General features: G+C 71.1%; 22 protein-coding genes, 1 tRNA gene and 1 pseudogene. 12 read left to right on the top strand and 12 right to left on the bottom strand.

The genetic code is table 11. The annotated features are described in order from the left end of the window. Entirely contained in the window at window positions 1-1,482 is a 1,482-nt protein-coding gene (locus QM595_RS12580; RefSeq protein ID WP_415171901.1) for a vWA domain-containing protein, read from the top strand. Here the strand turns inward: QM595_RS12580 and QM595_RS12575 are convergent. Continuing rightward, a complete protein-coding gene (locus QM595_RS12575) occupies window positions 1,473-3,389 on the bottom strand; it encodes a vWA domain-containing protein (protein WP_415171900.1) in 1,917 nt (638 codons plus the stop codon). The genes QM595_RS12580 and QM595_RS12575 overlap by 10 nt on opposite strands. Before the next feature lie 86 nt (window positions 3,390-3,475). Then, window positions 3,476-3,811, bottom strand: a complete 336-nt coding sequence (locus QM595_RS12570; protein WP_415171899.1) for a DUF192 domain-containing protein — start codon at window positions 3,809-3,811, stop codon at window positions 3,476-3,478. 67 nt (window positions 3,812-3,878) lie between these two features. On the opposite strand from QM595_RS12570, the gene QM595_RS12565 reads away from it, so the two are divergent. Then, the gene (locus tag QM595_RS12565; RefSeq protein ID WP_415171898.1) at window positions 3,879-4,853 is read left to right on the top strand and encodes an SGNH/GDSL hydrolase family protein; all 975 of its coding nucleotides are present in this window, start codon (window positions 3,879-3,881) and stop codon (window positions 4,851-4,853) included. Between the two features lie 18 nt (window positions 4,854-4,871). Here QM595_RS12565 and QM595_RS12560 read toward each other — a convergent pair whose 3' ends face one another. Then, window positions 4,872-5,723, bottom strand: coding sequence for a Bax inhibitor-1/YccA family membrane protein (locus tag QM595_RS12560; protein ID WP_415171897.1), 852 nt, complete (start codon window positions 5,721-5,723; stop codon window positions 4,872-4,874). Window positions 5,724-5,863: 140 nt separating this feature from the next. Here QM595_RS12560 and QM595_RS12555 point away from each other — a divergent pair. Then, window positions 5,864-5,937: transfer RNA gene (locus tag QM595_RS12555), tRNA-Leu, on the top strand. Between the two features lie 22 nt (window positions 5,938-5,959). Here QM595_RS12555 and QM595_RS12550 read toward each other — a convergent pair. From QM595_RS12550 to QM595_RS12530, 5 genes are all read right to left on the bottom strand, one after another. Continuing rightward, on the bottom strand, window positions 5,960-6,871 hold the full coding sequence (locus QM595_RS12550) for an exopolyphosphatase (RefSeq protein WP_415171896.1): 912 nt from the start codon (window positions 6,869-6,871) through the stop codon (window positions 5,960-5,962). A 7-nt stretch (window positions 6,872-6,878) separates the two neighbouring features. Then, complete coding sequence (locus tag QM595_RS12545; protein WP_415171895.1) at window positions 6,879-7,391, bottom strand: DUF501 domain-containing protein; 513 nt, start codon at window positions 7,389-7,391, stop codon at window positions 6,879-6,881. Beyond that, window positions 7,388-7,972, bottom strand: a complete 585-nt coding sequence (locus tag QM595_RS12540; RefSeq protein ID WP_415171894.1) for an FtsB family cell division protein — start codon at window positions 7,970-7,972, stop codon at window positions 7,388-7,390. Before QM595_RS12540 ends, QM595_RS12545 begins: the two co-directional genes overlap by 4 nt. 104 nt (window positions 7,973-8,076) lie before the next feature. Continuing rightward, window positions 8,077-9,357: a phosphopyruvate hydratase gene (gene eno / locus QM595_RS12535; protein ID WP_415171893.1), complete on the bottom strand. Its 1,281-nt coding sequence runs from the start codon at window positions 9,355-9,357 to the stop codon at window positions 8,077-8,079. 74 nt (window positions 9,358-9,431) lie between these two features. After that, complete coding sequence (locus tag QM595_RS12530) at window positions 9,432-9,788, bottom strand: winged helix-turn-helix transcriptional regulator (protein WP_415171892.1); 357 nt, start codon at window positions 9,786-9,788, stop codon at window positions 9,432-9,434. Between the two features lie 96 nt (window positions 9,789-9,884). On the opposite strand from QM595_RS12530, the gene QM595_RS12525 reads away from it, so the two are divergent. Continuing rightward, entirely contained in the window at window positions 9,885-10,490 is a 606-nt protein-coding gene (locus QM595_RS12525) for a malonic semialdehyde reductase (protein ID WP_415171891.1), read from the top strand. A 131-nt stretch (window positions 10,491-10,621) separates the two neighbouring features. Here QM595_RS12525 and QM595_RS12520 read toward each other — a convergent pair whose 3' ends face one another. Genes QM595_RS12520 through mfd form a run of 4 tightly spaced genes read right to left on the bottom strand, consistent with a single transcriptional unit; the run spans window position 10,622 to window position 15,827 of the window. After that, a complete protein-coding gene (locus QM595_RS12520) occupies window positions 10,622-11,014 on the bottom strand; it encodes a MazG nucleotide pyrophosphohydrolase domain-containing protein (protein WP_415171890.1) in 393 nt (130 codons plus the stop codon). After that, entirely contained in the window at window positions 11,007-11,678 is a 672-nt protein-coding gene (locus tag QM595_RS12515) for a hypothetical protein (RefSeq protein ID WP_415171889.1), read from the bottom strand. Before QM595_RS12515 ends, QM595_RS12520 begins: the two co-directional genes overlap by 8 nt. A 23-nt stretch (window positions 11,679-11,701) precedes the next feature. Beyond that, window positions 11,702-12,295 carry a DUF4916 domain-containing protein gene (locus tag QM595_RS12510; RefSeq protein ID WP_415171888.1) on the bottom strand — a complete coding sequence of 198 codons (594 nt, stop codon included), beginning with the start codon at window positions 12,293-12,295 and terminating at the stop codon, window positions 11,702-11,704. Between the two features lie 10 nt (window positions 12,296-12,305). Continuing rightward, window positions 12,306-15,827 carry a transcription-repair coupling factor gene (mfd, locus tag QM595_RS12505; protein ID WP_415171887.1) on the bottom strand — a complete coding sequence of 1,174 codons (3,522 nt, stop codon included), beginning with the start codon at window positions 15,825-15,827 and terminating at the stop codon, window positions 12,306-12,308. A 163-nt stretch (window positions 15,828-15,990) separates the two neighbouring features. Here mfd and QM595_RS12500 point away from each other — a divergent pair, with 163 nt between their 5' ends. From QM595_RS12500 to QM595_RS12465, 8 genes and pseudogenes are all read left to right on the top strand, one after another. Next, entirely contained in the window at window positions 15,991-16,485 is a 495-nt protein-coding gene (locus QM595_RS12500) for a hypothetical protein (RefSeq protein ID WP_415171886.1), read from the top strand. Next, the gene (locus tag QM595_RS12495) at window positions 16,482-17,372 is read left to right on the top strand and encodes a M15 family metallopeptidase (protein WP_415171885.1); all 891 of its coding nucleotides are present in this window, start codon (window positions 16,482-16,484) and stop codon (window positions 17,370-17,372) included. Before QM595_RS12500 ends, QM595_RS12495 begins: the two co-directional genes overlap by 4 nt. A 162-nt stretch (window positions 17,373-17,534) precedes the next feature. Continuing rightward, entirely contained in the window at window positions 17,535-19,052 is a 1,518-nt protein-coding gene (locus QM595_RS12490) for a DUF4082 domain-containing protein (RefSeq protein WP_415171884.1), read from the top strand. A 123-nt stretch (window positions 19,053-19,175) separates the two neighbouring features. Further along, the gene (locus QM595_RS12485; protein WP_415171883.1) at window positions 19,176-20,033 is read left to right on the top strand and encodes a glycosyltransferase; all 858 of its coding nucleotides are present in this window, start codon (window positions 19,176-19,178) and stop codon (window positions 20,031-20,033) included. Next, window positions 20,030-20,566 carry an acyltransferase gene (locus tag QM595_RS12480; protein ID WP_415171882.1) on the top strand — a complete coding sequence of 179 codons (537 nt, stop codon included), beginning with the start codon at window positions 20,030-20,032 and terminating at the stop codon, window positions 20,564-20,566. Before QM595_RS12485 ends, QM595_RS12480 begins: the two co-directional genes overlap by 4 nt. Next, entirely contained in the window at window positions 20,563-21,477 is a 915-nt protein-coding gene (locus QM595_RS12475) for a glycosyltransferase family 2 protein (RefSeq protein WP_415171881.1), read from the top strand. The genes QM595_RS12480 and QM595_RS12475 overlap by 4 nt, the downstream gene beginning before the upstream one ends. Window positions 21,478-21,752: 275 nt before the next feature. After that, on the top strand, window positions 21,753-22,298 hold the full coding sequence (locus QM595_RS12470; protein ID WP_415171880.1) for a TIGR03086 family metal-binding protein: 546 nt from the start codon (window positions 21,753-21,755) through the stop codon (window positions 22,296-22,298). Between the two features lie 102 nt (window positions 22,299-22,400). Then, window positions 22,401-22,680: pseudogene (locus QM595_RS12465) on the top strand (hypothetical protein); the annotation flags it as partial.

The following is a 22,680-nucleotide window of genomic DNA, read 5'->3' as shown; positions in this document are numbered from 1 at the left end:
GTGGTGAAGCGTCTTCTCGCGCTGCTCCCCACGGTGGCCGGCGCCATCGTCTTCGCAGGGCTCTCTACGACGCCGGCGCGCGCCGAGGATCCCCCTGGCCTGCAGGTGCTCTTCGTCCTGGACGTGTCGGGCTCGATGGCACGCAAGGTGGACGGCTCGACCGAGAGCCTGATGACCGGAGCCAAGGCGGCGCTGGCACAGGTCTCGGAGAAGCTGCCGCCCGAGGTGGCCCTGGGCCTGCGGGTCTACGGCGCGACCTACGGCGGCACCGACAAGTCGAAGTCCTGCGCCGACACCCAGCTCGTGGTGCCGCCCGCGCTCGACTCCGCGGACGCCGTGATCGCGGCCGCCGCGAAGCTGACCCCGACCGGTGACACCCCGATCGGAGGTTCGCTGCTGGCGGCCGCCGGTGACTTCGCCGAGACCGGCCAGAAGGCGATCGTGCTGATCAGCGACGGCGAAGACACCTGCCATCCCCCGGACCCCGCCCCCTGCCAGACGGCGAAGGCCGTCCACCAACAGCACGCGGACATCCGGGTCGACACCATCGGACTGGCGCTGGGTGGCCAGCAGCGGGCCACCAGCGCGCTCAGGTGCATCGCCAAGGCGACGGGTGGCTCGTTCTACGCCGCCGACAATGCCCAGGGCCTGGCGGCGGCACTGGGCCAGATCGCCGAGAGCACCATCCTGCGGCTGGCGCCGGGCACGGAGGTGACCGGCGCCGAGCGTCCGGAGGACGCGCCGCCGGTGTCCTCGGGCGCCTACCGGATAACGCTCAAGCCGGGGCAGACCGAGTGGTTCAGGATCGATGCCGAGGAGGGTCAGCGTCCGGAGGTGCTCGCCACCATCCAGGGCAAGCGCGGCCTCAAGGTGCCCTACTACGGTCGCAGCTGTGAGAGTTGGCGGATCCAGCTGTTCAACCCGTACGGCGAGGGCGGCACCTATCCGCCGTACGGCAACGAGAACATCTTCGACGGCACCGGCTTCGCCGGAGTCGGCGCCAAGGGCAGCAAACCGATCTCCTCGACCATGGACGGCATCGACTTCCCGGGCTCCTGGACCTTCTCGCTGTCACTCGCGGCGCCCACCACCGACTCGGTCCTCCACTCGACGCTGAAGTGCGCCGACTATCTGCCGCTCGGCCAGGACTTCGACGTGCGCTTCACTCTCACTCTCGACCCGAACGCGCAGCCCGACCTCGACTCGATGACCGTCGGGCCTTCGGCGGCGGCCTCTCCCTCACCCTCGGAGCCGACCGAGTCCGGCGCCGCCGGCGATCTGATCAGCGCGACCCCCAGCACGACCTCGGGGATCCCCGACGACGGTTTCGTCTCCCCCGATCTGTCGACCACGAAGTACGACGAAACGACCGCCGAGGGCAGCGTCGACTGGGCAACGCCCGTGATCGCGGTGCTGCTCGTGCTGCTGCTCGGCTGCGCGGTGATGCTGGCGCGACGCTGGTATCGATCACGCTACTTCTGAGCCGGCCGCGTCCGCCGTATCAGCAGGTAGCCACCGACCAGCACCACCAGCAGAACCACCCCGGCCAGGCCGATCGCCACGCCAGGGAGGCCGCCGTCGTCCGAGCTCTCGTCGCTGGCCGCCGTGTCATCGCCGGGCGTCGGCGAGGCGGAGGGCGTCTGGCTGGCCGACTCGGACGGCTCGGTGGAGGTGCTGGCCGACGCGGTCGGCGACGGGGTGGGGGTGACGAAGGTCGGAGCCTCGGTGATCTCGCCCGACACGCCGACGCGCAGCACGAACGGCACTTCGTAGGAGGCGGTGGCGCGGGCGTCGACCAGCGAGACCGTGACGGCGTAGGCACCCGCCTGGGAGGAGGCGGCGACGCCATTGCCGAACTCCGCCCGGTTGCGGTAGGCGACGGTGGCCGTGGTCCCGCCGCTGGTGCCGCCTCTACTCGGGTAGAGCGACCAGGTCTCCGCCGCCCCATCTTCGGCGAAGGCGCGCGCGTCGCTGCGGGCCGGACTGAACAGGTCGAGCCGGAACGGCGAGCCGTGTGGGCTGAGCTCGTCAGCCAGCTTTCCGGAGGGCTTGCCGATGGTCATCGTGGCCGTCAGCTGCTGGCCCCAGTCGAGGTCGACGTTGAAGACCTGGATCTCGTTGGGCACCAGCGTGCCGCGGTAGACCCCGGGGGCGAGCGGGGCGGCGGTCGCGAAAGAGGTGCCGCCGACCACGCTGTCGGTGGCCTTGCCGCCCGGCGGCGCCACCCAGGCCGGCGCCGTCGGCGTCGGCAGGGAGTCCTCGTCGGCCACCGGCAACTCCTCGGTGACGACGAGCTCCAGTGGTGTGGTGAACGCCTGGCCGCTGTCGGCACGGGACACCGCCAGGTCCAGCCGCTCGGCGTCGGCACAGCGGTCGTCCGTCACGGTCGCGACGACGAACGAGCTGTCCATGCTGCGCATGGTCGCCGGAGAGTCGGCATCGCAGGAGGAGCCGTCCTCACCGGTCAGCTCGATCCTCAGACCGTCCGAGTCGCCGACTCCCGCCTCATCGCTGGTGAGCGCGGGCGTCCGGATGCTGGCGGAGACGGTCAGGGCTGAGCCGGGATAGGCACGCTCCACGGCATAGGTCCGCACCCCCGAGACGGTCCCCGGGCCACCGAGCTGGTCGACATAGGAGCCTGCCCCGATGGTGGCGGCGTCGACGGCGGTGGTGCCCCCGGTGACCGGCTGCCCGGTGGGCTCGTAGGGACGCACTGCCCGGGTGGCGAGGGTGGCAAGGGCGTCGACGAGGTCCTCGGCCGAGCCGACGTCGTAGTAGGTGCCGTGGCCGGCCTTGGCGATGCAGCGCAGCGCGGCCGCCGCGTTGCCCGAGACGTCGAGGCCGACTACGTCGATGCGCAGGTCGACGCCCTGTTGGGAGAGCTGCTTGGCGACCTCGCACGGGTCAGGCGGGCAGGTCGGCTCGCCGTCGGAGACCAGCACGATGGAGCGCTTGCCGTCCGCGCCGAGGTCCTTGCCGGCCTCCTGCAGCGCGTAGCCGATCGGGGTCTCGCCGTACGGCTGGTAGCTGGCCACCGCCGACCTGAGCTGGTCACGGTTGCCGGTGCCGATGTCGACCACTCGCTCGGAGTCGGTGCAGGCGCCGGCGTCGGTGCGGCTGAAGACCTTCGAGCCGTAGACCCGCAGCCCGACCGGCGCATTGTCGGGAAGCCGGCCGATGACCGTGTCGAGTGCTTGCTTGGCAGCGTCGATCTTGGTGCCGCCGCCGGAAGCCGGCTCCGCCATCGAGCCGGACGAGTCCAACACCAGCATCAGCTTGCCCGGGTCTGCCTCGGCCGCCGACGCGCCGGGCGGCACCGCGAGGAACAGTCCCAGCACACAGCTGAGGGGCATGGCGATCAGCAGCACGCGGCGAACGGAGTCAGACATCTGGCGCCTCCCGGGACGACGTCGAGGGTGTCGTGAGTGGGCCTACCCCGTGGCGACCACTTCTACACCTCCACGGTACGTCGATCTCACCACTGCACCACCGAGCCGACCGCCAGCCCCCACTCCGCGAAAGCCCCCTCGGCTGCCTCGAGCACGCCCCGGCTGCGCCATCGGACCGCGCCCATCCGCCACGGCGGCATCCGGGTCACCGCGAGCACCCGGCCCTCCTTGTCGAGGTGCGCGACGTCGATGGTGAACCGCATTCCGAAGGTGTGGACCTGTTTGGCGGGGGCCAGCCACAGGGCGCCGTCGAGGCCGGTGCGGCCGAGCAGACCCTTGCTCCGGGCACGGGCGCTGGCGGCCACCTCCACCGTGCCGACGTCGCGGCCGTCCACATAGAGCCGCCGCAGATCCACTGTCACACCGCCATCCTGCCCACTTCGACCCGGTCCGACACCTCGGTTCCGGCCGTTACGTAAAGTGGTGTTCATGGGAAAGGTGAGCAGTATCGCCAAGGGCGGCGGTGGCCTCGGCGTCGCCGGAGCCGGCATCTTCGGCGTACTGCTCGCCGAGGCCAAGATGGCCCGCAACAAGATCGGCAACGCCACCAAGCAGGTGCATGACGCGACCGGATGGTACGGCCGCGACAACGAGGGTCCGGAGCTGCGGATCGCGCTGCTCGGCGACTCCAGTGCCGCGGGCTACGGCGTGGACAAGGTCGAGGAGACCCCCGGCGCGGTGCTGGCCTCCGGCGTGGCCGAGCAGTCCGGGCGGCCGGTCTACCTGCGGTCCTACGCCGTGGTGGGCGCGCGCTCCTCCCAACTCGACGGGCAGGCCGGGCTGGCGCTCCACATCAAGCCCCATGTCGCGATCATCCTGATCGGCGCCAACGACGTCACGCACGTGATGACGCCCGCTCGCTCGGTCGGCTACCTCGCCGCCGTCGTCAAGCGGTTGCAGGAGTCGGGCACCGAGGTGGTCGTCGGCACCTGCCCCGACCTGGGCACCGTCCGCCCGATCCTGCAGCCGCTCAAGCAGGTGGCTCGCACCTGGTCGCGACGGCTCGCGGCGGCGCAGACCATCGGCGTACTGGAGGCGGGCGGCCGCACGGTGTCGCTCGCCGCGATCCTCGGGCAGGAGTTCCGCGACTTCCCGCATGTGTTCTTCGGGCCGGACCAGTTCCATCCCTCGGTGGAGGGCTACCGGTCGCTGGCCCAGGTGCTGCTGCCGTCGACGCTCGCGGCGCTCGGCCTGGTCCCCGACGAGGAGGCGGCCGTCGAGCCGGCCCGCGGCGAGGGCGTCATGCCGCTGGCCTCGGCTGCCGCTCAGGCGGTCGAGACCGCGGGCACCGAGCTCGACGGCACCGAGGTGGCCGGCTCCCGCGCCGGCGTACGCGGCCTGTGGGTGACGCTGCGCCACCGTCGGCGCCGTCCCGTGGAGTCCCAGGCCCCCACCCTCCGCTGAGCCGAGTCGGCGGCTCGGTCAGTCCTGGCTGAAGATTGCCAGGAGGCGCAGCAGGTTGGTGTAGATCCAGACCAGGCTGACGGTCATCGCGAACGCGGCGCGCCACGACTCGACCTCGGCCAGACCGTTGCGGATGCCCTGCTCGACGAAGTCGAAGTCCATGACGAGCATGAACACGCCCAGCACCAGACCGGCGATGGCGGTCAGCAGGCCCAGGCCACCAAAGCCGAAGAGACCGAGCTCGGCACCGAAGAGGCTCAGCACCAGCTCCATCAGCGACAGGCCGACCATGCCGAAGACGGCGGCGGTCACGAACATCCGGAACTTGTTGCCGACCTTGATGTCGAAGACCTTGTACGCCGCCAAGGTGCCCGCGAACGCCGCGAAGGTGCCGAACACCGCGCCGGTCACCACGCCACCGCCGAAGGCCGCGTCGAAGGACTTGCTCAGCGCGCCCAGCGCGACGCCCTCGAAGGCACAGAACGCGATCACCAGCGCCGGGCTGATCACCCGCTTGAACGAGTTGACCAGCGACAGCACGAATGCACCCAGCGCGCCGACGGTGGCGGCGGTGTAGAGCGGGCCGAGGTCGACGGCCGTCGCGACGTCGGGGGTCACGATCCAGGTCGCCAGCGCTGCGACGATCACCACGCCGAGCGAGATGGCGGTCTTCTGCACGACCGAGTCGATCGTCATCCGGCGCGTCGGGGCGGTCGGCGCGTAGGTGTCGCCGGGCGTGCCCACGCCCCAGTTGCTGGGGTCGGTGCCGAAGCCGGCGTGGGCTTGGCCGTTGCCGGCGTACGTCGCATTGCCGTAGGCGTTCTGACTGAAGCCCTCAGCGTTACGGAACACCGGGTTGTTGCTCTGCATTGGTCACTCCTCCGGAGGGGCCACGGTGGCCGCCGCCGTGACGACTCACCCGTTCGGGGTCATCCTAGGCCCCGTCACTGGGTGAAACGCCCGGCCAGCGGCGATCGTTCCCGGCCCCGGCTGAGAAGATGTGTCGGCTCGCCCCGGTATCCCAATCGGCAGAGGAAGCCGCCTTAAAAGCGGCACAGTGTGGGTTCGACCCCCACCCGGGGCACTCCGGCACCATCGGCAACGCGTCAGGCGAGGGACCAGGCGATGCCGTCGAGGATGTCGCTCTCGGAGACGACCAGCGACTCCACCGGCGCCCGGCGCAGCACCCGGCTCAGGATCAGCGCGCCGGCGTCGATGACGTCGGCCCGGCCGGGATGCAGCCACGGCAGCTGCAGCCGCTCGTTGACGGTCATCGCGACCAGCCGGTCGACCAGTGCGTGCACCTGCGCGACCGGGAGGACGGCCTGGTCGATGGCCTCACGGGAGTACGCCGGCAGGTCCAGCACCCCGGCCGCGACCGTGGTGACGGTGCCGGCGACACCGACCACGGTGGCCGCCCGGGCAGGGTCGACCAGGCTCTGGTCGAGATGGTCGTCGATATCGCGGGCGCAGGCGGCGATCTCGGCCATGGTCGGCGGATCGGAGCGCAGGTGCCGCTCGTGGAGCCTGACCGAGCCGATGTCCATGGAGAAGGCGGCGTCCGGCGCGCTCCCGGAACCGCTGATCAGCTCGGTGGAGCCGCCGCCGATGTCGACGACCAGGACCGGCAGGTCCGGGGTGGAGCGCAGGTTGCGGACGGCGCCGTCGAAGGCGAGGGCCGCCTCCTCCTGACCGCTGACCACCTCGGGGTCGACACCGAGCCGCTGCCGCACCCCGGCGGTGAAAACCTCGGCATTGTCGGCGTCACGGGTGGCGCTGGTGGCCACGAAGCGGATCCGGTCCGCGCCGTGCTCACCGATGAGCACGGCGTACTCGTCGATGGCCGCGAATGCTCGCGCCAACGCCTCCTCGGCCAGCACGCCGGAGGCGTCGAGCCCCTGGCCGAGCCGGACCATGCGCGCCTCCCGGACGGCGACATCGAGGATGCCGGCACGGAAGGTGCCGATGAGGAGCTTGATGGTGTTGGTGCCGCAGTCGATCGCCGCGACAGCGCTCATTCTCGGCTCACTCCTCGTTCTCCTGCGGCAAGACCGGCACCTCGACGCAAGGGCCAGCCTCCCACCACGCGCCCAGCAGGTCGAGCACCTCGTCCCCCAGCGGGTTGACACCGCGCCCCTGCGCCAGCGACTGACCGGCGAGCACGTGCAGGCACTTGACCCGATCGGGCATGCCACCGGCGGAGATGCCGTGGATCTCCGGCGGGTCGCCGAGCTCGTACCGGGCCGCGAGATAGGACTCATGAGCCCGGCGGTAGGCCGCCGCGAGCTCGGGGTCGACGCGCAGCCGGGCCTCCATCTCCTTCATGGCGCCCTCGCCCTCCAGCGTGCCGATCCGAGAGGCGGCCCGCGGGCAGGTGAGGTAGTAGGTGGTCGGGAACGGCGTGCCGTCGGGCAGCCGTGGCTCGGTGGTGACGACGTCGGGCAGGGAGCACGGGCAGCGGTGGCCGATCTCGTGGATGCCACGCGGCACCCGGCCGAGCTGCGCGGTCACCGCCGCCTCGTCGGCGGGATCGATCACTCCTTGGTCCCGTCGATCTTCTTGACCGAGGCCGTGGTGGACTCGGCGGGCGGATCGCCGGCCAGCTCGACCGACGTCCAGACCGTCGACCACCAGGGCTGCTTGGTCTGCTCGTCGGCCGTGTCGGGCTCGCTCAGCGCCCCCCCAGCCCCGATCTGGTGGCCCTGGGCATCGAGGGCGACGTACAGCGTCTCGCCCGGCATCACATAGCCGGCGTCAACGCGCGCCTGCTGCTCGACATAGGCAGGGTCGTTCCAGCGGTCCTTCTCCTGCTGCAGCGCCTCGATGGCCGCCTCTCGCTTGGAGATCGTCGCCTTGAGCGAGTCGATGTTGTGGCGCTGCTGGAGATAGGCCTGCAGCGAGGAGGCGAAGGAGAGCACCAGCACCGCGATCACCAGGACCAGCACCACCGCCCGGCCCGTGAGCTTGGGATTGCTTGCGGGGTTGATGGCCTGCAGCCGCTCGGCAGCCGCTGCGGCGGCCGCACGGGCCTCGGCGACGCGACGCGCGGACGTCGTACGGCGCCCCGGGCCACGGGGCCCACCCCCGGACCGGGGTGCGGAGCGTCGCTGATCGGCCACGATCAGATTCTGGCCGAGGGATGGTGAGATTCCCGGGAGTGAAACGCGGGACGTCATGCGGACGGAGCAACCGGCTGCTCCGTCCGCATGACGTTGCGGAAGGGTCAGGCCGTCGTGTAGCGCGGGAACGCGCCCCGGCCGGCGTACCGCGCCGCCTCGGCGAGCTCGTCCTCGATGCGGAGCAGCTGGTTGTACTTGGCGACCCGCTCGGAGCGCGCCGGGGCACCGGTCTTGATCTGGCCGCAGTTGGTGGCCACGGCCAGGTCGGCGATGGTGGTGTCCTCGGTCTCGCCGGAGCGGTGACTCATCATGCAGCGGTAGCCGCTGCGGTGGGCGAGGTCGACCGAGTCGAGGGTCTCGGTGAGCGAGCCGATCTGGTTGACCTTGACCAGCAGGGCGTTGGCCTGGCCGCCGGCGATGCCGCGGCCGAGACGCTCGACGTTGGTGACGAACAGGTCGTCGCCCACGAGCTGGACCTTCGAGCCGAGCTCGTCGGTGATGGTCTTCCAGCCGTCCCAGTCCTCCTCGTTGAGGGGGTCCTCGACGGAGACGATGGGGTACGACGCCACCAGATCGGCGTAGTAGGCGGTCATCTCGGCGGCGCTCTTGGCGGCGCCCTCGAAGGTGTAGGCGCCATCCTGGTAGAACTCCGAGGCGGCCACGTCGAGCGCGAGCACGATGTCCTTGCCGACCTCGTAGCCGGCCTTGCCGACGGCCTCGGCGATCAGGTCGAGCGCCGCTCGGTTGGACGGCAGGTCGGGCGCGAAGCCGCCCTCGTCGCCGACGCCGGTGGCCAGGCCACGGCTCTTCAGCACCGCCTTGAGCGCGTGGTAGACCTCGGCACCGCTGCGCAGCGCCTCCTTGAAGCTCGGCGCACCGATCGGCGCGATCATGAACTCCTGGATGTCGACATTGGTGTCGGCGTGCGCGCCGCCGTTGAGGATGTTCATCATCGGCACCGGCAGCAGGTGGGCGTTGGGGCCGCCGACATAGCGGTAGAGCGGCAGGCCTGCGGAGTCGGCGGCGGCGCGGGCGACCGCAAGCGAGACGCCGAGGATCGCGTTGGCGCCGAGCTGGGCCTTGTTGGGGGTGCCGTCGGCGTCGATCATCGCCTGGTCGACGAGCCGCTGGTCGTCGGCGTCGAGGCCCTCGATCGCTGGCCCGATCGTCTGGATCACGGCGTCGACGGCGTGCCGCACGCCCTTGCCGCCGTACCTGTCGTCACCGTCGCGCAACTCGACGGCCTCGAAGGCACCGGTCGAGGCACCACTCGGGACGGCGGCGCGGGCGAACGTGCCGTCCTCCAACAGAACCTCCACCTCGACGGTGGGGTTGCCGCGGGAATCGAGGATCTCGCGGGCTCCGACGGCTTCGATCGCTGGCACTGGCGCACTCCATCTTCGGCGGGTTGGGACCGCGAGCCAGCCTAGTGCCTCCCGAGCGGAGCGGCGTACGGCGGCTACGCCCCGGCGCAGCCCTCGCGAGTGAGGTTGTCGTCGGCCCAGGCGCGCAGCGCCTCCAGCGCCGGGGCAAGGGCCTCGCCGGCGGGCGTCAGCCGGTAGGAGACCGCGACCGGCGGGCCGGCGTCGACGGTCCGCTCGAAGAGGCCGGCTCCGGTGAGCTCGGCGAGCCGCTCGGAGAGCATCGAGTCGCTGATGCCGGGCACCGCCCGCTTGAGCTCGGCGTAGGACGCCGGGCCCTCGATGAGGACGCTGATGAGCAGGCCGTTCCACCGCTTGCCGAGGAAGCCGAACGCGCGCGCCAGCCCCGACGCGCACTCGCGGCGGTCGTGACCGGCGTCACTCACGGCGGACATGCCGTCAACCCTACGTGCAAGTGATGCCGATCTCGTGCTACTTCTTTTTTAGGAGTTACAGGAACAATCCTAGTTGCAAAGGAGTTGAGAGCCGATATGACCATCACCACCCTTGAGAAGCTCGACGCCCGGGGCCGTGAGCTCGTCTTCACCGGCGCCCGCACCACCAACAGCTTCGCCGACACTCCTGTCACCGACGAGGAGCTCCGCGACATCTGGGAGCTGACCCGCTGGACGCCGACCATGGCCAACACCCAGCCCCTGCGAGTCGCCTTCGTCCGCACGCCCGAGGGCAAGGAGCGGCTGCTCCCCCACATCGCCGAGGGCAACTACGCCAAGACCCAGGCCGCCCCCGCGACCGCGATCCTGGCCGTCGACAACCGCTGGCACGACCAGATCCCGACCGTCTTCCCGATCCGGCCGGAGATGAGGGACCACTTCGAGGCCGACGAGGCGGCTCGCAGCCACGCCGGCCACTTCTCCGCCGGACTGCAGGCGGGCGCCTTCATCCTGTCCACTCGCGCCGCCGGCCTGGCCGCCGGACCGATCCTGGGCTACGACAAGGACGGCGTCGACAAGGAGTTCTTCCCGGACGGCAACTGGTCGACGATCCTGGTGGTCAACGTCGGTCACCCGGGCGAGAACCCCTGGTTCGACCGGCTCCCCCGCGTTCCCGAGGACGCGGCACTCGCCTGGGCCTGACGGTGGTGGGGACCCTGTCCGAACGGGCAGGGTCGCCACCGCCCGGTACGACGGAAGAAGATCAAGGCGCTCGGCTGAGATCTCGATGTCTGGAGTGTGAGGCGCGCCAGGTACGCCTCACACTCCAGACATCAGCGGGTCTCCTTCGCCTTGGCGGCCTGCCAGAGCTCCTCGATCTCCTCGACGGTGAACTGCTGGCCGGCGTAGGCCGGGTCGAAGACGTGGGGGTTGCGGCGGCGCATCTTGGCCGCCAGACCGGCGACGACGTCGTCCATCGTGAACTCACCGGCCTCCTCGGCGATGGCGGCATGGAAGTAGACCTGCAGCAGCAGGTCGCCCAACTCGTCGCGAAGGTGCTCGGGGTCGCCCTCGTCGATGGCCTCCAGCACCTCGTCCGCTTCCTCGCGCAGATGCTTCGCGAGCGAGGCGTGCGACTGCGAGGCCTTCCAGGCGCAGCGCTCCCGTAGCAGCCGCATCAGGTCGAGGAACTCGACGAGCCCCTCGCCGGTGGCGCGATCAGCCACAGCGCTGCGACTGGGGCAGGTCGGCGGCCGCGGCGGCGGCCGAGCTGCTGTCCTCGCCGGCGCCCAGCGCCGTCTTGGCGATGTCGCTGACCGCGAGGGAGACGCTGGCGTCGGTGGAGTCGAACCGACCGCCGGTGTCCTCGTCGAGCTGGACACCGCCGGCGTCGAGGCCGTAGACCGGGTTGAGGTCGATGTCGTGCTCGCCCAGCCAGGTGTTGAGCGCGTCCTGCGCCGCCGTGGTCTGGGTGGCGGCGCTGCCGGAGGGCTCCAGCTCGGCGCCGACGCCGGCCAGCACCGAGGTGATATAGGCCTGGGCGCCCTCGACGTCGATGATGGCCTGCTGGGTGGCGCTGTCGAACTGGGTCAGCTGCTGGGTCAGAGCGGAGACCTGCTGCTTGTAGTCGGCGCCGGCCGTGACGTCGTACGACGCCGCGAACTCGGCCACGGCGGCGCGCAGGCCGAGGGCGTTGACGACGCTGCTGCGCACCAGCTGCAGCGGCACGGCCGAGCCGTTGCTGACCGTGCCGAGGGCGTCGCAGTAGGCACGGGTGACCTCGTCGACGTGCTCGGTGCTGATCGACTCGTCTCCCACGGAGACGGCGGTGCCGGCGCCGCAGGCAGTCAGCGCGAGGAGGACAGGGGCTGCGAGGAGCAGACGGCGCATGGCTCCCAACCTAGCGCCTCACCTCACAGCGCGCCCGCGTGGTGGAGGAGTTGTCGCAGCAGCGTGCCGCGACCGCCCTCCATCTCGGCGGCGATGGTGTCGCTGGCTGCCTCGCCCGGGGTCAGCCAGGTGATCTCCAGGGCGTCCTGGCGAGGCTGGCACTCCCCCGAGACGGGTACGACGAAGGCGAGCGAGACCGCATGCTGGCGCGGGTCGGTCAAGCTCTGCCCGATTCTTTGGCTGGTCGGCCAGGGGAAGTACTCCGCCACCACGGCCGGCACGGTGCTGACCGGCAGCACCGGGAAGGCGGTGGGGCCGAGGTCCTTCTCCAGGTGGCGCATCAGCGCGTCGCGGACCGTCTCACCGTGCAGCACTCGGCCGCTGACCAGCGAGCGGGTGATCCGGCCGGTGGTCGGTGAGCCGCGCAGCAGCAACCCGACAGTGGCGATGGTGCCACTGGGATCGACCCGGACGGGCACCGCCTCGACGTACAGCATCGGCACCCGGCCGCGAGCCCCGGCAAGCTCCTCCTCCGAGAGCCAGCCGGGCTGTCGCTCGGCCGGTGGCGTCCACGGCTGCTCGTCCCCGAACTCGTCCCCGAACGCCTCCATCGTCATGTCCGCGACCCTATCCGTCGACCGGGTCGATCACGGTGTCGATCACGCCACGCGCCCATTCCAGCAGCGCGACGCCGTCGAGCGGCCTGCCCGAGACCGGCCGTGGCACCAGGATGGTGTCGACAGTCGACTTGACCAGGCTCTTGGGGTAGATCCGCTGCAGCCGGACCTGGCGGCTCTCCGGAAGAGAGACCGGCGCGAACCGGACGTTCTTGCCGGCGATCGTCACCTCGGCCACCCCGGCAGCCCGAGCCCGGGCCCGGAACCTCGCGACCAGCAGCAGCGAGGTCACCTCCTGGGGCAGGTCGCCGTACCGGTCGGTCATCTCCTCGGCGATCGCGTCGACGTCCTCGTCGGAGCGGACCTCGGCGAGCCGCTTGTACATCTCCAGCCGCAGCCGCTCCGAGGGGATGTAGTCGTGCGGCAGGTGGGCGTCGACCGGCAGCTCGATGCGTACCTCGTTGAGCTCCGGGGACGCCTCACCCTTGAAGTCCTGCACCGCCTCGCCGACCAGCCGGACGTAGAGGTCGAAGCCGACGTCGGCGATGTGGCCGGACTGCTCGCCGCCGAGCAGGTTGCCGGCGCCGCGGATCTCCAGGTCCTTCATCGCGATGGCCATGCCGCCGCCGAGGTCGGAGTGCTGGGCGAGGGTGGCGAGCCGCTCGTGGGCGGTCTCGGTGAGCGGCTTCTCGGCGGGATAGAGGAAATAGGCGTAGGCCCGCTCACGGGAGCGGCCGACCCGGCCGCGCAGCTGGTGCAGCTGACTCAGGCCGAGGGTGTCGGCGCGCTCGATGATCATGGTGTTGGCGTTGGAGACGTCCAGACCGCTCTCCACCAGGGTGGTGCAGACCAGCACGTCGAAGCGCTTCTCCCAGAAGTCGAGCATCACCTGCTCGAGCACCTTCTCGTTCATCTGGCCGTGGGCGGTGGCGACCCGCGCCTCGGGCACCAGCTCCCGGATCCTCGCGGCCGCCTTCTCGATCGACTGCACCCGGTTGTGGATGTAGAAGACCTGGCCCTCGCGCAGCAGCTCGCGCCGGATGGCGGCGACGACCTGGCGGTCCTCGTAGCCGCCGACATAGGTCAGCACCGGGTGTCGCTCCTCCGGCGGCGTGGTGATGGTCGACATCTCGCGGATGCCGGTGATGGCCATCTCCAGGGTCCGCGGGATCGGGGTGGCGCTCATGGAGAGCACGTCGACCGCCGTACGCATCCGCTTGAGCTGCTCCTTGTGCTCGACGCCGAAGCGCTGCTCCTCGTCGACCACGATCAGGCCGAGGTCCTTGAACCGGATGTCCGGGTTGAGCAGCCGGTGGGTGCCCACGACGACGTCGACGGAGCCGTCGGCCAGGCCCGCTAGGACCTCCCGCGCCTCCTTGTCGGTCTGGAACCGGCTCAGCCCCTTGAGGTTGACCGGGAAGCCGCTCATCCGCTCGCTGAACGTCGCGAGGTGCTGGGTGACCAGCAGCGTGGTGGGGACGAGTACGGCGACCTGCTTGCCGTCCTGCACCGCCTTGAACGCCGCCCGCACGGCGATCTCGGTCTTGCCGTAGCCGACGTCGCCGCAGACCAGCCGGTCCATCGGCATCGACTTGCGCATGTCGGCCTTGACCTCCTCGACCGTCGAGAGCTGGTCGGCGGTCTCGGTGAACGGGAAGGCGTCCTCGAGCTCGCGCTGCCAGGGCGTGTCGGGGCCGAAGGCGTAGCCCTGGGTCGCCTGCCGGGCGGCGTAGAGCTTGATCAGCTCGGCGGCGATCTCGCGCACCGCCTTGCGCGCCCGGCTCTTGCGCTTGGCCCAGTCGGCGCCGCCGAGCCGGTCCAGGCTGGGCGCCTCGCCGCCGACGTACCTGGTGACCTGGTCGAGCGCGTCGGCGGGCACGTAGAGCCGGTCCGGCGGGGCGCCGCGCTTGGCGGCGCCGTACTCCAGCACCAGATACTCCCGGACCGCGCCGCCCACCTCGCGCTGCCTCATCTCCACGAACCGGCCCACACCGTGCTGCTCGTGGACGACATAGTCGCCGGGCTTGAGCTCGAGCGGGTCGATCTGCTTCTTGCGCCGGGCCGGCATCTTGGCCATGTCGCGGGTCGAGGACTTCTGGCCCGAGATGTCCTCGCCGGTGACGACGGCGAGCTTGGCGACCTCGTCGACGAGGCCGTGCCCGATCGCGCCGGTCGTCACCGTGACCACGTCGGCGGCGGGTACGTCGTCCAGGCGGGCGGGCACGTCGTGCTCGCCGAGCACCTCGACGGTGCGCTGGGCGGGGCCGTGGCCGGGGTGGACCACGACCGTCCGGTAGCCGGCCAGCCGCCAGCCGTCCAGGTCGGCGATGGCCTTCTCGACGTCGCCGCGATAGGGGTCGACGCTCGTGTGCGGCAGGGTGCGGACCGGGACGCCCGCGGTGTCGGCCGACGGCTCGGTCGCCCCCGAGCCGGGCAGAGCCTCGGCGAGGCCGAACGGGCTCATCGACCACCACCCCTGGCGGCGCTCCAGCGCGTGGGCGCGGACGTCGCCGAGGGACCAGTACGACGCCTGGGAAAGGTCGATCGGCGCCTGGCCACCACTCGCGGCCGCCGCCCAGGAGGCTCCCAGGAACTCCTCACTGGTGGCGACCAGGTCGTGCGCCCTGCGTCGTACCCGCTCCGGGTCCAGCACGAGCACCTGGGTGCCGGCCGGCATCAGGTCGACGAGCAGCTCCATCTCCTCGACCAGCACCGGGGCCAGCGACTCCATGCCCTCGACGGCGATGCCGTCGGCGATCTTGTCGGTGAGCTCGATGAGCTGTGGGTGCCGCTCGCCCAGGGCTCTGGCACGGCGGCGCACCTCGTCGGTGAGCAGCAGCTCGCGGCAGGGCGGCGCCCACAGCCTCGCCTTGGTCTCCATCGCCCGCTGGTCGGCGACCGAGAAGGAGCGGATCTCCTCGACCTCGTCACCCCAGAACTCCACCCGCAGCGGGTGCTCCTCGGTCGGTGGGAAGACGTCGACGATGCCGCCCCGGACCGCGAACTCGCCGCGCTTCTCCACCAGGTCGACCCTGCTGTAGGCGGCGTCCGCGAGACGTCGTACGACCTCCTCGAGCGGTGCCTGCTGGCCGGATCGGAGGGCGACCGGCTCGAGGTCGCCGAGGCCCTTGACCTGCGGCTGCAGCACCGACCGAACCGGAGCGACCACGACCTGGATCGGGGTCTCGTCGGGGTGGGTGAGCCGGCGCAGCACGGCGAGCCGGCGGCCGACGGTGTCCGAGCGCGGGCTGAGCCGCTCGTGCGGCAGCGTCTCCCAGCTCGGGTAGTAGGCGACACTGGCCGGGTCCAGCAGGTCGGCGAGCTCGGCGGTGAGGTCCTCGGCCTCGCGGGTGGTCGCGGTGACCGCCAGCACGGTGCGGCCCGCTCGGGCCAGGCCGGTGACCAGGAACGGCCGCAGCGCCTCGGGGCCGGTCACGTCGAGCGTGGCGACGCCGCCGCTCCGGGCGTCCTCGCAGATCCCGGCGAGCGTCGGCTCGGCGAGGACGGCATCGGCCAGCTGGGCAAGACTCACGGGTGCTCCTGAACACGACGACAGCCCCCGGTCGCGGGACGACAGGGGGTGGGTGACTGGCCCATCGTACTTATCCACAGGGCGCTTGAGTTCGCTGGCTCGGCGCTGAACAGCATGGGAGACTGGCGGCATCGGCCCGAGCACCCGGGAGGAGGTGGCCATCATGAGCGATCCGCAGGTCTGGACCCTGATCGGAGTCTTCGCCGCGAGTTGCTTCGGCATGATGGCGCTGACCTCCACGCTCTTCCTGCGCACGCTGCGAGCCGAGATCGGTGGTCTGCGCGGCGAGCTCGTCGGGAAGATCGACGGCCTCGCCCACAGGCTCGACGGCAAGATCGACAGCCTGGCGCACAGGCTCGACGGGAAGATCGACAGCCTGGCGCACAGGCTCGACGGCAAGATCGACAGCCTCGCCCACAGGCTCGACGGCAAGATCGACAGCCTCGAGTCCACGTTGAACAGCAGAATCGACAGCCTTGAGTCCAAGATGGACAGCATCGACTCCAAACTGAACAGCAGGATGGACGGCCTCGAGTTCAAGATGGACAGCCTCGATTCCAGGATGGACAGCCGCTTCACGATCCTGGAGTCGAAGGTCGATCACCTCGACAAGGACATCACCGCCATCGTGCGCCGGGTCTTCCCCGACGAGCCGTGAGGCGGGCCTGGGCGCTCGGCACCGCGGCCTTGCTGCTGGCCGGCTGTGGCGCGGCGCCGAGCGTGACGCTGCCACCGGCCAGCGCCCCGGCCACGCCCACCTCGACGACAGCACCCGCGACCTCGGCGTCGCCAGCCACGGCGCCACCGGCCACTACCAGGCCCGAGCCTGGCACGGTGCCTCCCGGATGGCTCGGCACCCGAGTGCTGCCCACGACCGCGGCGGGGTACGCCGAGCCGCAGCCGACTCCGCCGGAGCTGGTCGACCGCCGCTTCACGCTTCCCGACTCCCTCCCCGAGCTGCCCGGCACGGGATTCGCCTCGCGGGTCGAGCAGGCGCCGGCCGAGGTGCTCGCCCGATCGACCTGGGATCCGGCCTGCCCGGTCGCCGGCGAGGACCTGTCGTGGATCCGGCTGACGTTCTGGGGCTTCGATGACGCCCGCCACACCGGCGAGCTGCTGGTGCGCACCGAGGTCGCCGATGACGTGGTGGCGGTGTTCCGGCAGCTCTACCGGGACCGCTTCCCGATCGAGGAGATGCGGATCACCACCGTGGCCGAGCGCGATGCGCCGCCCACCGGCGACGGCAACAACACCTCGGCGTTCAACTGCCGCCCGGCGCGCGGCGCGACCAGCTGGTCGGAGCACGCCTACGGCGAGGCCATCGACGTCAACCCGTTCCAGAACCCTTACGTCAAGGGCACCGGCGCGTCCCAGGTCGTGCTGCCCGAGCTGGCCACCTCCTACACCGACCGCGGCGACGTACGCCCCGGCATGATCCTGCCCGACGGCCCGGTCGTGCAGGCCTTCGCGAGCATCGGCTGGGGCTGGGGCGGTGCCTGGCACTCGCTGCAGGACCTCCAGCACTTCAGCCTCCACGACCGCTGAGCCGAGTCGGCGCTCCTGAGACCAGCACTTCTGCCGACTCGCGCCCGTTCTTTCGCCGACCGGCCCGGCGTACCCAAGACTGGGGATAACGGGGCCCCGCGATCGCCGAGGGCCCCCTATCGTGGCAAAGACCCCAGCCCCGACGCCCGAGGTGCCGACCCCATGCCGCACATCCCGCGCCGCGACCTCAGCGTTGCTACCGCACGCCTGTCCGCGCCAGCCCTCCTCCTGGCGACCCTGCTCACCGCGCTGGCGACGGTGGCCGTCCTGATGGTGGTGCCGGTGCCGCGGGCGGCCGCCGCCCGCGTCAGCCTGCTCCCCGACGAGGAGGTGCCGACGACGCCGGTGGCCGGCCGGGGTCACCCGCGCGAGCTCGGGCTACGGTTCAAGACCTCGGCGTCGGTGAAGGCCGTCGGCGTGCAGATCTACAAGGCCCCGGGCAACGACGGCCCGCACCGCGCCACGCTGTGGACCTCGAAGGGGAAGCGACTGGCCCGGGTGAGGTTCGCCAACGAGACGGCGACCGGGCTGCAGACCGCCCGCTTCGACAAGCCGGTGCGGCTGACCAAGGGCAGGACGTACGTCGTCTCCTATGCCACCAAGACCGGCCGCTACTCGCTCGACGACGGCTACTTCACCGGCCGGGTGACCAGCGGCCCGCTCTCCGCCGGACGGCGCGCGGCCGTCTATGCGATGAAGCCGGGCAAGTTCCCGAGGCGGACCCGGCCGGGAGCCAGCTTCAACGTCGACGTCGTCGTCCGGACGGCGGGCGGCGGCCCGGCCTCGACGCAGGGCGCGAGCACCTCGACGTCCAGCCCGGGCTGGACCCTCAACGCCAAGAACGTCGGGCTGGCGCCCTTCGGGCTCAGCTGCGACAGCCTGCCGGTCTACACCGGTCCCGACCGACCGGACGCCGGCACGGTGATCTCCGAGAAGCGGATCACCGGCGAGCTCTACCTCTCCAACGGCGGGGTCACCATCGAGCGCAGCTGCATCCAGCCCCAGGCCGGGGCGGTCGGCAAGGGCTCCCCGACGGTGTCGACCTCCGACTGGCGTGGTGAGGCGAGCACCACGGTGACCATCCGCGACAGCGAGTTCGACGGCTCGCTGCTCGCCGGCCCCGCCGAGGCCGCCTGGGTTGGGCCGTTCCAGGGCGTGGCCGACCTGCAGCGCAACTACATCCACGGCTTCGGCAGCGGCATCTCCTTGCTCGGCACCGGCGATACCCTGGATGCGCTCATCGAGCAGAACTACGTCACCGATCTGGTCGCCGACGGCGACGCCGCTACCACCGGCAACCACTCCAGCGCCTTCACCGTCAGGGACTTCACCGGCCGGGCGGACCGGCAGCTGGTCATCCGCAACAACCGGTTCGACGAGGACACGGAGAACGCCACCGGGGCGCTGTTCATCCAGCCCTACGCCGGCGACATCACCAACACCACCATCGAGGGCAACCTGCTCGAGGGCGAGGGCTACCAGCTGATCCTGCAGGCCGGCTTCGGCAACAGCTACCGCAACATGCGTGCGATCAACAACCGGCTCACCAATACCGGGCACGGCGCGACGTACGTCTCGAGCGGGCCGGGCTGGACGCAGTGGGAGAACAACTACCGCTACAACCCGCAGGCGGTCGACGGCCGCGGCGCACGCATCCCCCAGCCGCAGGTGGGCGGCTGACGCCAGGCCCGCATCGTCTGGGACCGGTAGTCCCCTCCCCCAGGTTGGGTATCTGAGCGGCGACCCGGCGGCACCTCTGCTCGTGCTTCCTAGGCTCGTGGTCCCAGCCCACCGGGAGTCTCGATGAGTTCAACGCGGCCGCGCGCGAGCGTCGTCATCCCCGCCCACGACGAGGCGGCGGTGATCGGCGAGACGCTGCGCGTCCTGTTGACCGATCCGGGCGAGCTCGAGGTGGTGGTGGTCTGCAACGGCTGCCAGGACGGCACCGCCCAGTTGGCGCGAGACGCCGGCGCCCGAGTGGTCGAGATCGCCACCGCGTCGAAGATCGCCGCCCTCAACGCCGGCGACCAGGCCGCCACGGTCTTCCCACGTATCTACCTCGATGCCGACGTCGGCATCGACCTGGCCAGCCTGCGCGCGGTGATCGACGCGCTGGCTGCCGGCGCCGCGGCGGCAGCACCCCGGCCGGTGCTGGACACCACCGGCTGCGGCCCGGGCAGCAGGATGTTCTTCCGGTTCCGCTCCCACCTGGGCTATCTGCGGCACCACACCCTCGGCGCCGGCGTCTACGGCCTCTCCGAGCAGGGCCGGGCCCGGTTCGGCCGGTTCCCCGAGGTCATCGCCGACGACGGGTTCGTCTACGCGCTCTTCGCCCCGGCGGAGCGGGTCAACCCGGCCGGCGCGACCTTCACCATCCGGGTCCCCCGGACGCTGCGCTCGACGTACCACCGACAGGTCAGGATCGCGCTCGGCAACCTGCAGCTGGCGCGAGCGGGCCATCTGCTCGACACGCCACCGCCGACCTGGCGCCAGGTCGTCCGGGCCGATCCCCGGCTGTCGGTCGCTGCGCTGGTCTTCGTGGCGGTTCAGGGCGCCGCGAGACTGCGGGCACGCCGGCTGCTCCGGACCGGCGCCGCGCCCGCCTGGAGCCGCGACGAGACGACCCGGGTGGCGCCACTCGCGGCCGGGGTCGGTCGATGAGCCAGCGCCACGGCCGCAGCGCCGCGGCGTCCCGGCTGCTCCGGACCGCGACCTGGCGACAGCTCGCCCGGGTCGGCAACTTCTTCGGGTACGACGGCGCGGAGGCCGCCGAGGTGACCTACCAGGGTGCCAGCCGGCTCTCCCCCACGGTCTCGGTCCGCAACGGCGGCCGGATCACCCTCGGTGCGGGTGCGCAGATCGGTCAGGGCTGCTACCTGTGGGCCGGCGACTCCACCGGCCGCATCGTCATCGGCGACCACGCGCTGCTGGCCCCCGAGGTGTTCGTGACCGCCTCCGACTACGACTTCGACGCCGGCGACGGCCCCGTCATGGACCTGCCCAAGCGCGAGGCCGACGTCCACATCGGCGCCAACACCTGGCTCGGCACCCGCGTCACGGTGGTGGCCGGGGTGAGGATCGGCGACGGCACGGTGGTGGCGGCCGGGTCGGTGGTCACCCGCGACCTGCCGGCCGGCGTACTCGCTGCGGGGGTGCCCGCCCGGGTCCTGCGTCAACGGGGCTCGGTCCGGTGAGCGCCGACGTCGGCATCGTGCTGGTCACCTACGACAGCGCCGACTGGATCGGCCGCTGCCTGGACTCGCTGCCGGCCGCGCTCGACGGCCGCGAGGCGGAGATCGTGGTGGTCGACAACGCCTCCCGCGACGGCAGCGCCGACCTGGTCGCCGCCGAGCATCCGGAGGTGACGTTGATCCGCAGCGAGACCAACCTCGGCTTCGCGGCCGCCGTCAACCTCGGCGCCCGGCACTCCCGCGCCCCGTGGGTGCTGCTCCTCAACCCGGACATGGAGGCACGACCGCGAGCGCTGCGCAACCTGCTGGAGTTCGCGGAGAAGAACCCCGGCCATGGCCTCTACGGCGGCCGCACCCTGACCGTCGACGGCCGCACCGAGCGGTCGTCGTGCTGGGGGCTGCCATCGCTGTGGAGCATGACCTGCTTCGCGCTGGGCCTGACCACGCTGTTCCACCACTCCCGGATCTTCGACCCCGAGTCGCTGGGCCGCTGGGACCGCGACACCGTCCGCGAGGTCGGCATGATCACCGGCTGCCTGCTGCTGGTGGACCGGGAGGACTGGGACCGCCTCGGCGGGATGGACGAGCGCTACTTCGTCTACGGCGAGGACGCCGACTTCAGCGCCCGCGCACGACGACTCGGACTGCGCCCGATCATCACCCCCGAGGCCGAGGTCGTCCACGCGATCGGCCGGTCCTCGAGCGGCCCGGGCGGCAGTATGCCGCTGGTGCTGGCCGGCAAGGTCACCTACGCCCGCAGCCACTTCGGCTCCCGGGGGTCGGCGGTGGTGGGGCTGCTGCGGCTGGGCGTGCTCGCCCGCGCCCTCGGCTCGCGGCTGACCGGGCGAGGCGGCAAGTGGGCGGTGTGCTGGCGGCGGCGCGCGGAGTGGTGGGACGGCTTCGAGCACCCTTGACGGAAGTGCTGACGAATCCCGTCCGCTCAATCCCGTCCGCGCAGTCATTGAAGGTTTGGCGGTGCTTGAGGCGAATTGACCGTCAAAACCTTCAGTGACTAGTAGGCTGTCGCGGCTAAAGCGCGTGGTAGCGCGGTGTCCGGGTGCGTGCCTCGCAAGGCGCCGGCGCGAAGGCAGGCCGGTGGGCCTGTCGAGCGTCGGCAACGCCGCGAGGTGCGTGCCCGGGCGCCGCGATAGCAGCGAATTAGCCGCGACAGCCTACTAGGAAGAGGGCCGTGGAGTTGATCGAGGCCGCGGCGGCGGAGTTTGAGCGCGCCGTACGACAGTTGCCGCCAGACTCCTGGTCGAGTCCGACACCGTCGGAGGTCACCGTCCGGGAGTTGGTCGAGCACGTCGTCGTGGGCAACCGCTTCACGGCCCTGCTCCTTGCTAGGGTGGGTCGTGACGCGGCCAAGGCGCAACTCGAGGCCGACCAGCTAGGAGACGACCCAGTCGTCGAGTCGTCTTCTCGCCAGTCCGAGGCGTTCGGCGCGGCGGGGCCGGATCAGCTTGTGCCGCACCCGAACGGCGACATCCCGGCGAGCGCCTTCCTGCGGTTCCGTCTCGTCGACCTCGTCGTCCACGCATGGGATCTCCGGCGCGCCGCCCACCTCGACGAGACGCTCGATCCGGACGTCGTTCGACGCCTTTGGGCCTCGGTCGAGCCACACCTGCCCGACATGCTCACGTTCGGGGCATACGGCCAGGGCCCCAGCGGGACCGTGCCCGCCGAGGCCACAGACCAAGCCAAACTGCTCGACGCCTTCGGTCGCCGGCCGTGAACAACGCGAGTCAAGATTGTCGGTGCCTCTCGATATCTTGGTTTCATGACTTCGACCTTTCCAGACTCAGCCGCTTTCGACGCGGCCGACGATCCTGGGAGCGTGCTCGAGGTCTTTCGGGATTCTCAGATTCAGGTACGGCGCCATGAGGCGTTGCAGATCGCGGCCGCCGCGAAGTACGCCTCCTTCCACGAGGTCGATGACTGGACCCGCGCCGCCTCGTTGCTTGATGGGGTGCCGGGTGGGGAGGGTGAGGTGCTGCTCGGTGGTGACGGCTGTGCCTATGTGACCGAGTTCGCTGTGGTCGAGTTCGCGGCGGCGACCGGTCGGTCGACCTCGTCGGGGCGGGTGTTCCTGGCCCAGGCCGTGGAGCTGGTGCACC

Origin of the sequence: Nocardioides sp. (genome assembly GCF_047607185.1) — a bacterium.
Classification (GTDB): domain Bacteria; phylum Actinomycetota; class Actinomycetes; order Propionibacteriales; family Nocardioidaceae; genus Nocardioides.
Note: the sequence above shows the minus strand (reverse complement) of the source record. Positions and strands in the feature narration are given on the sequence as shown.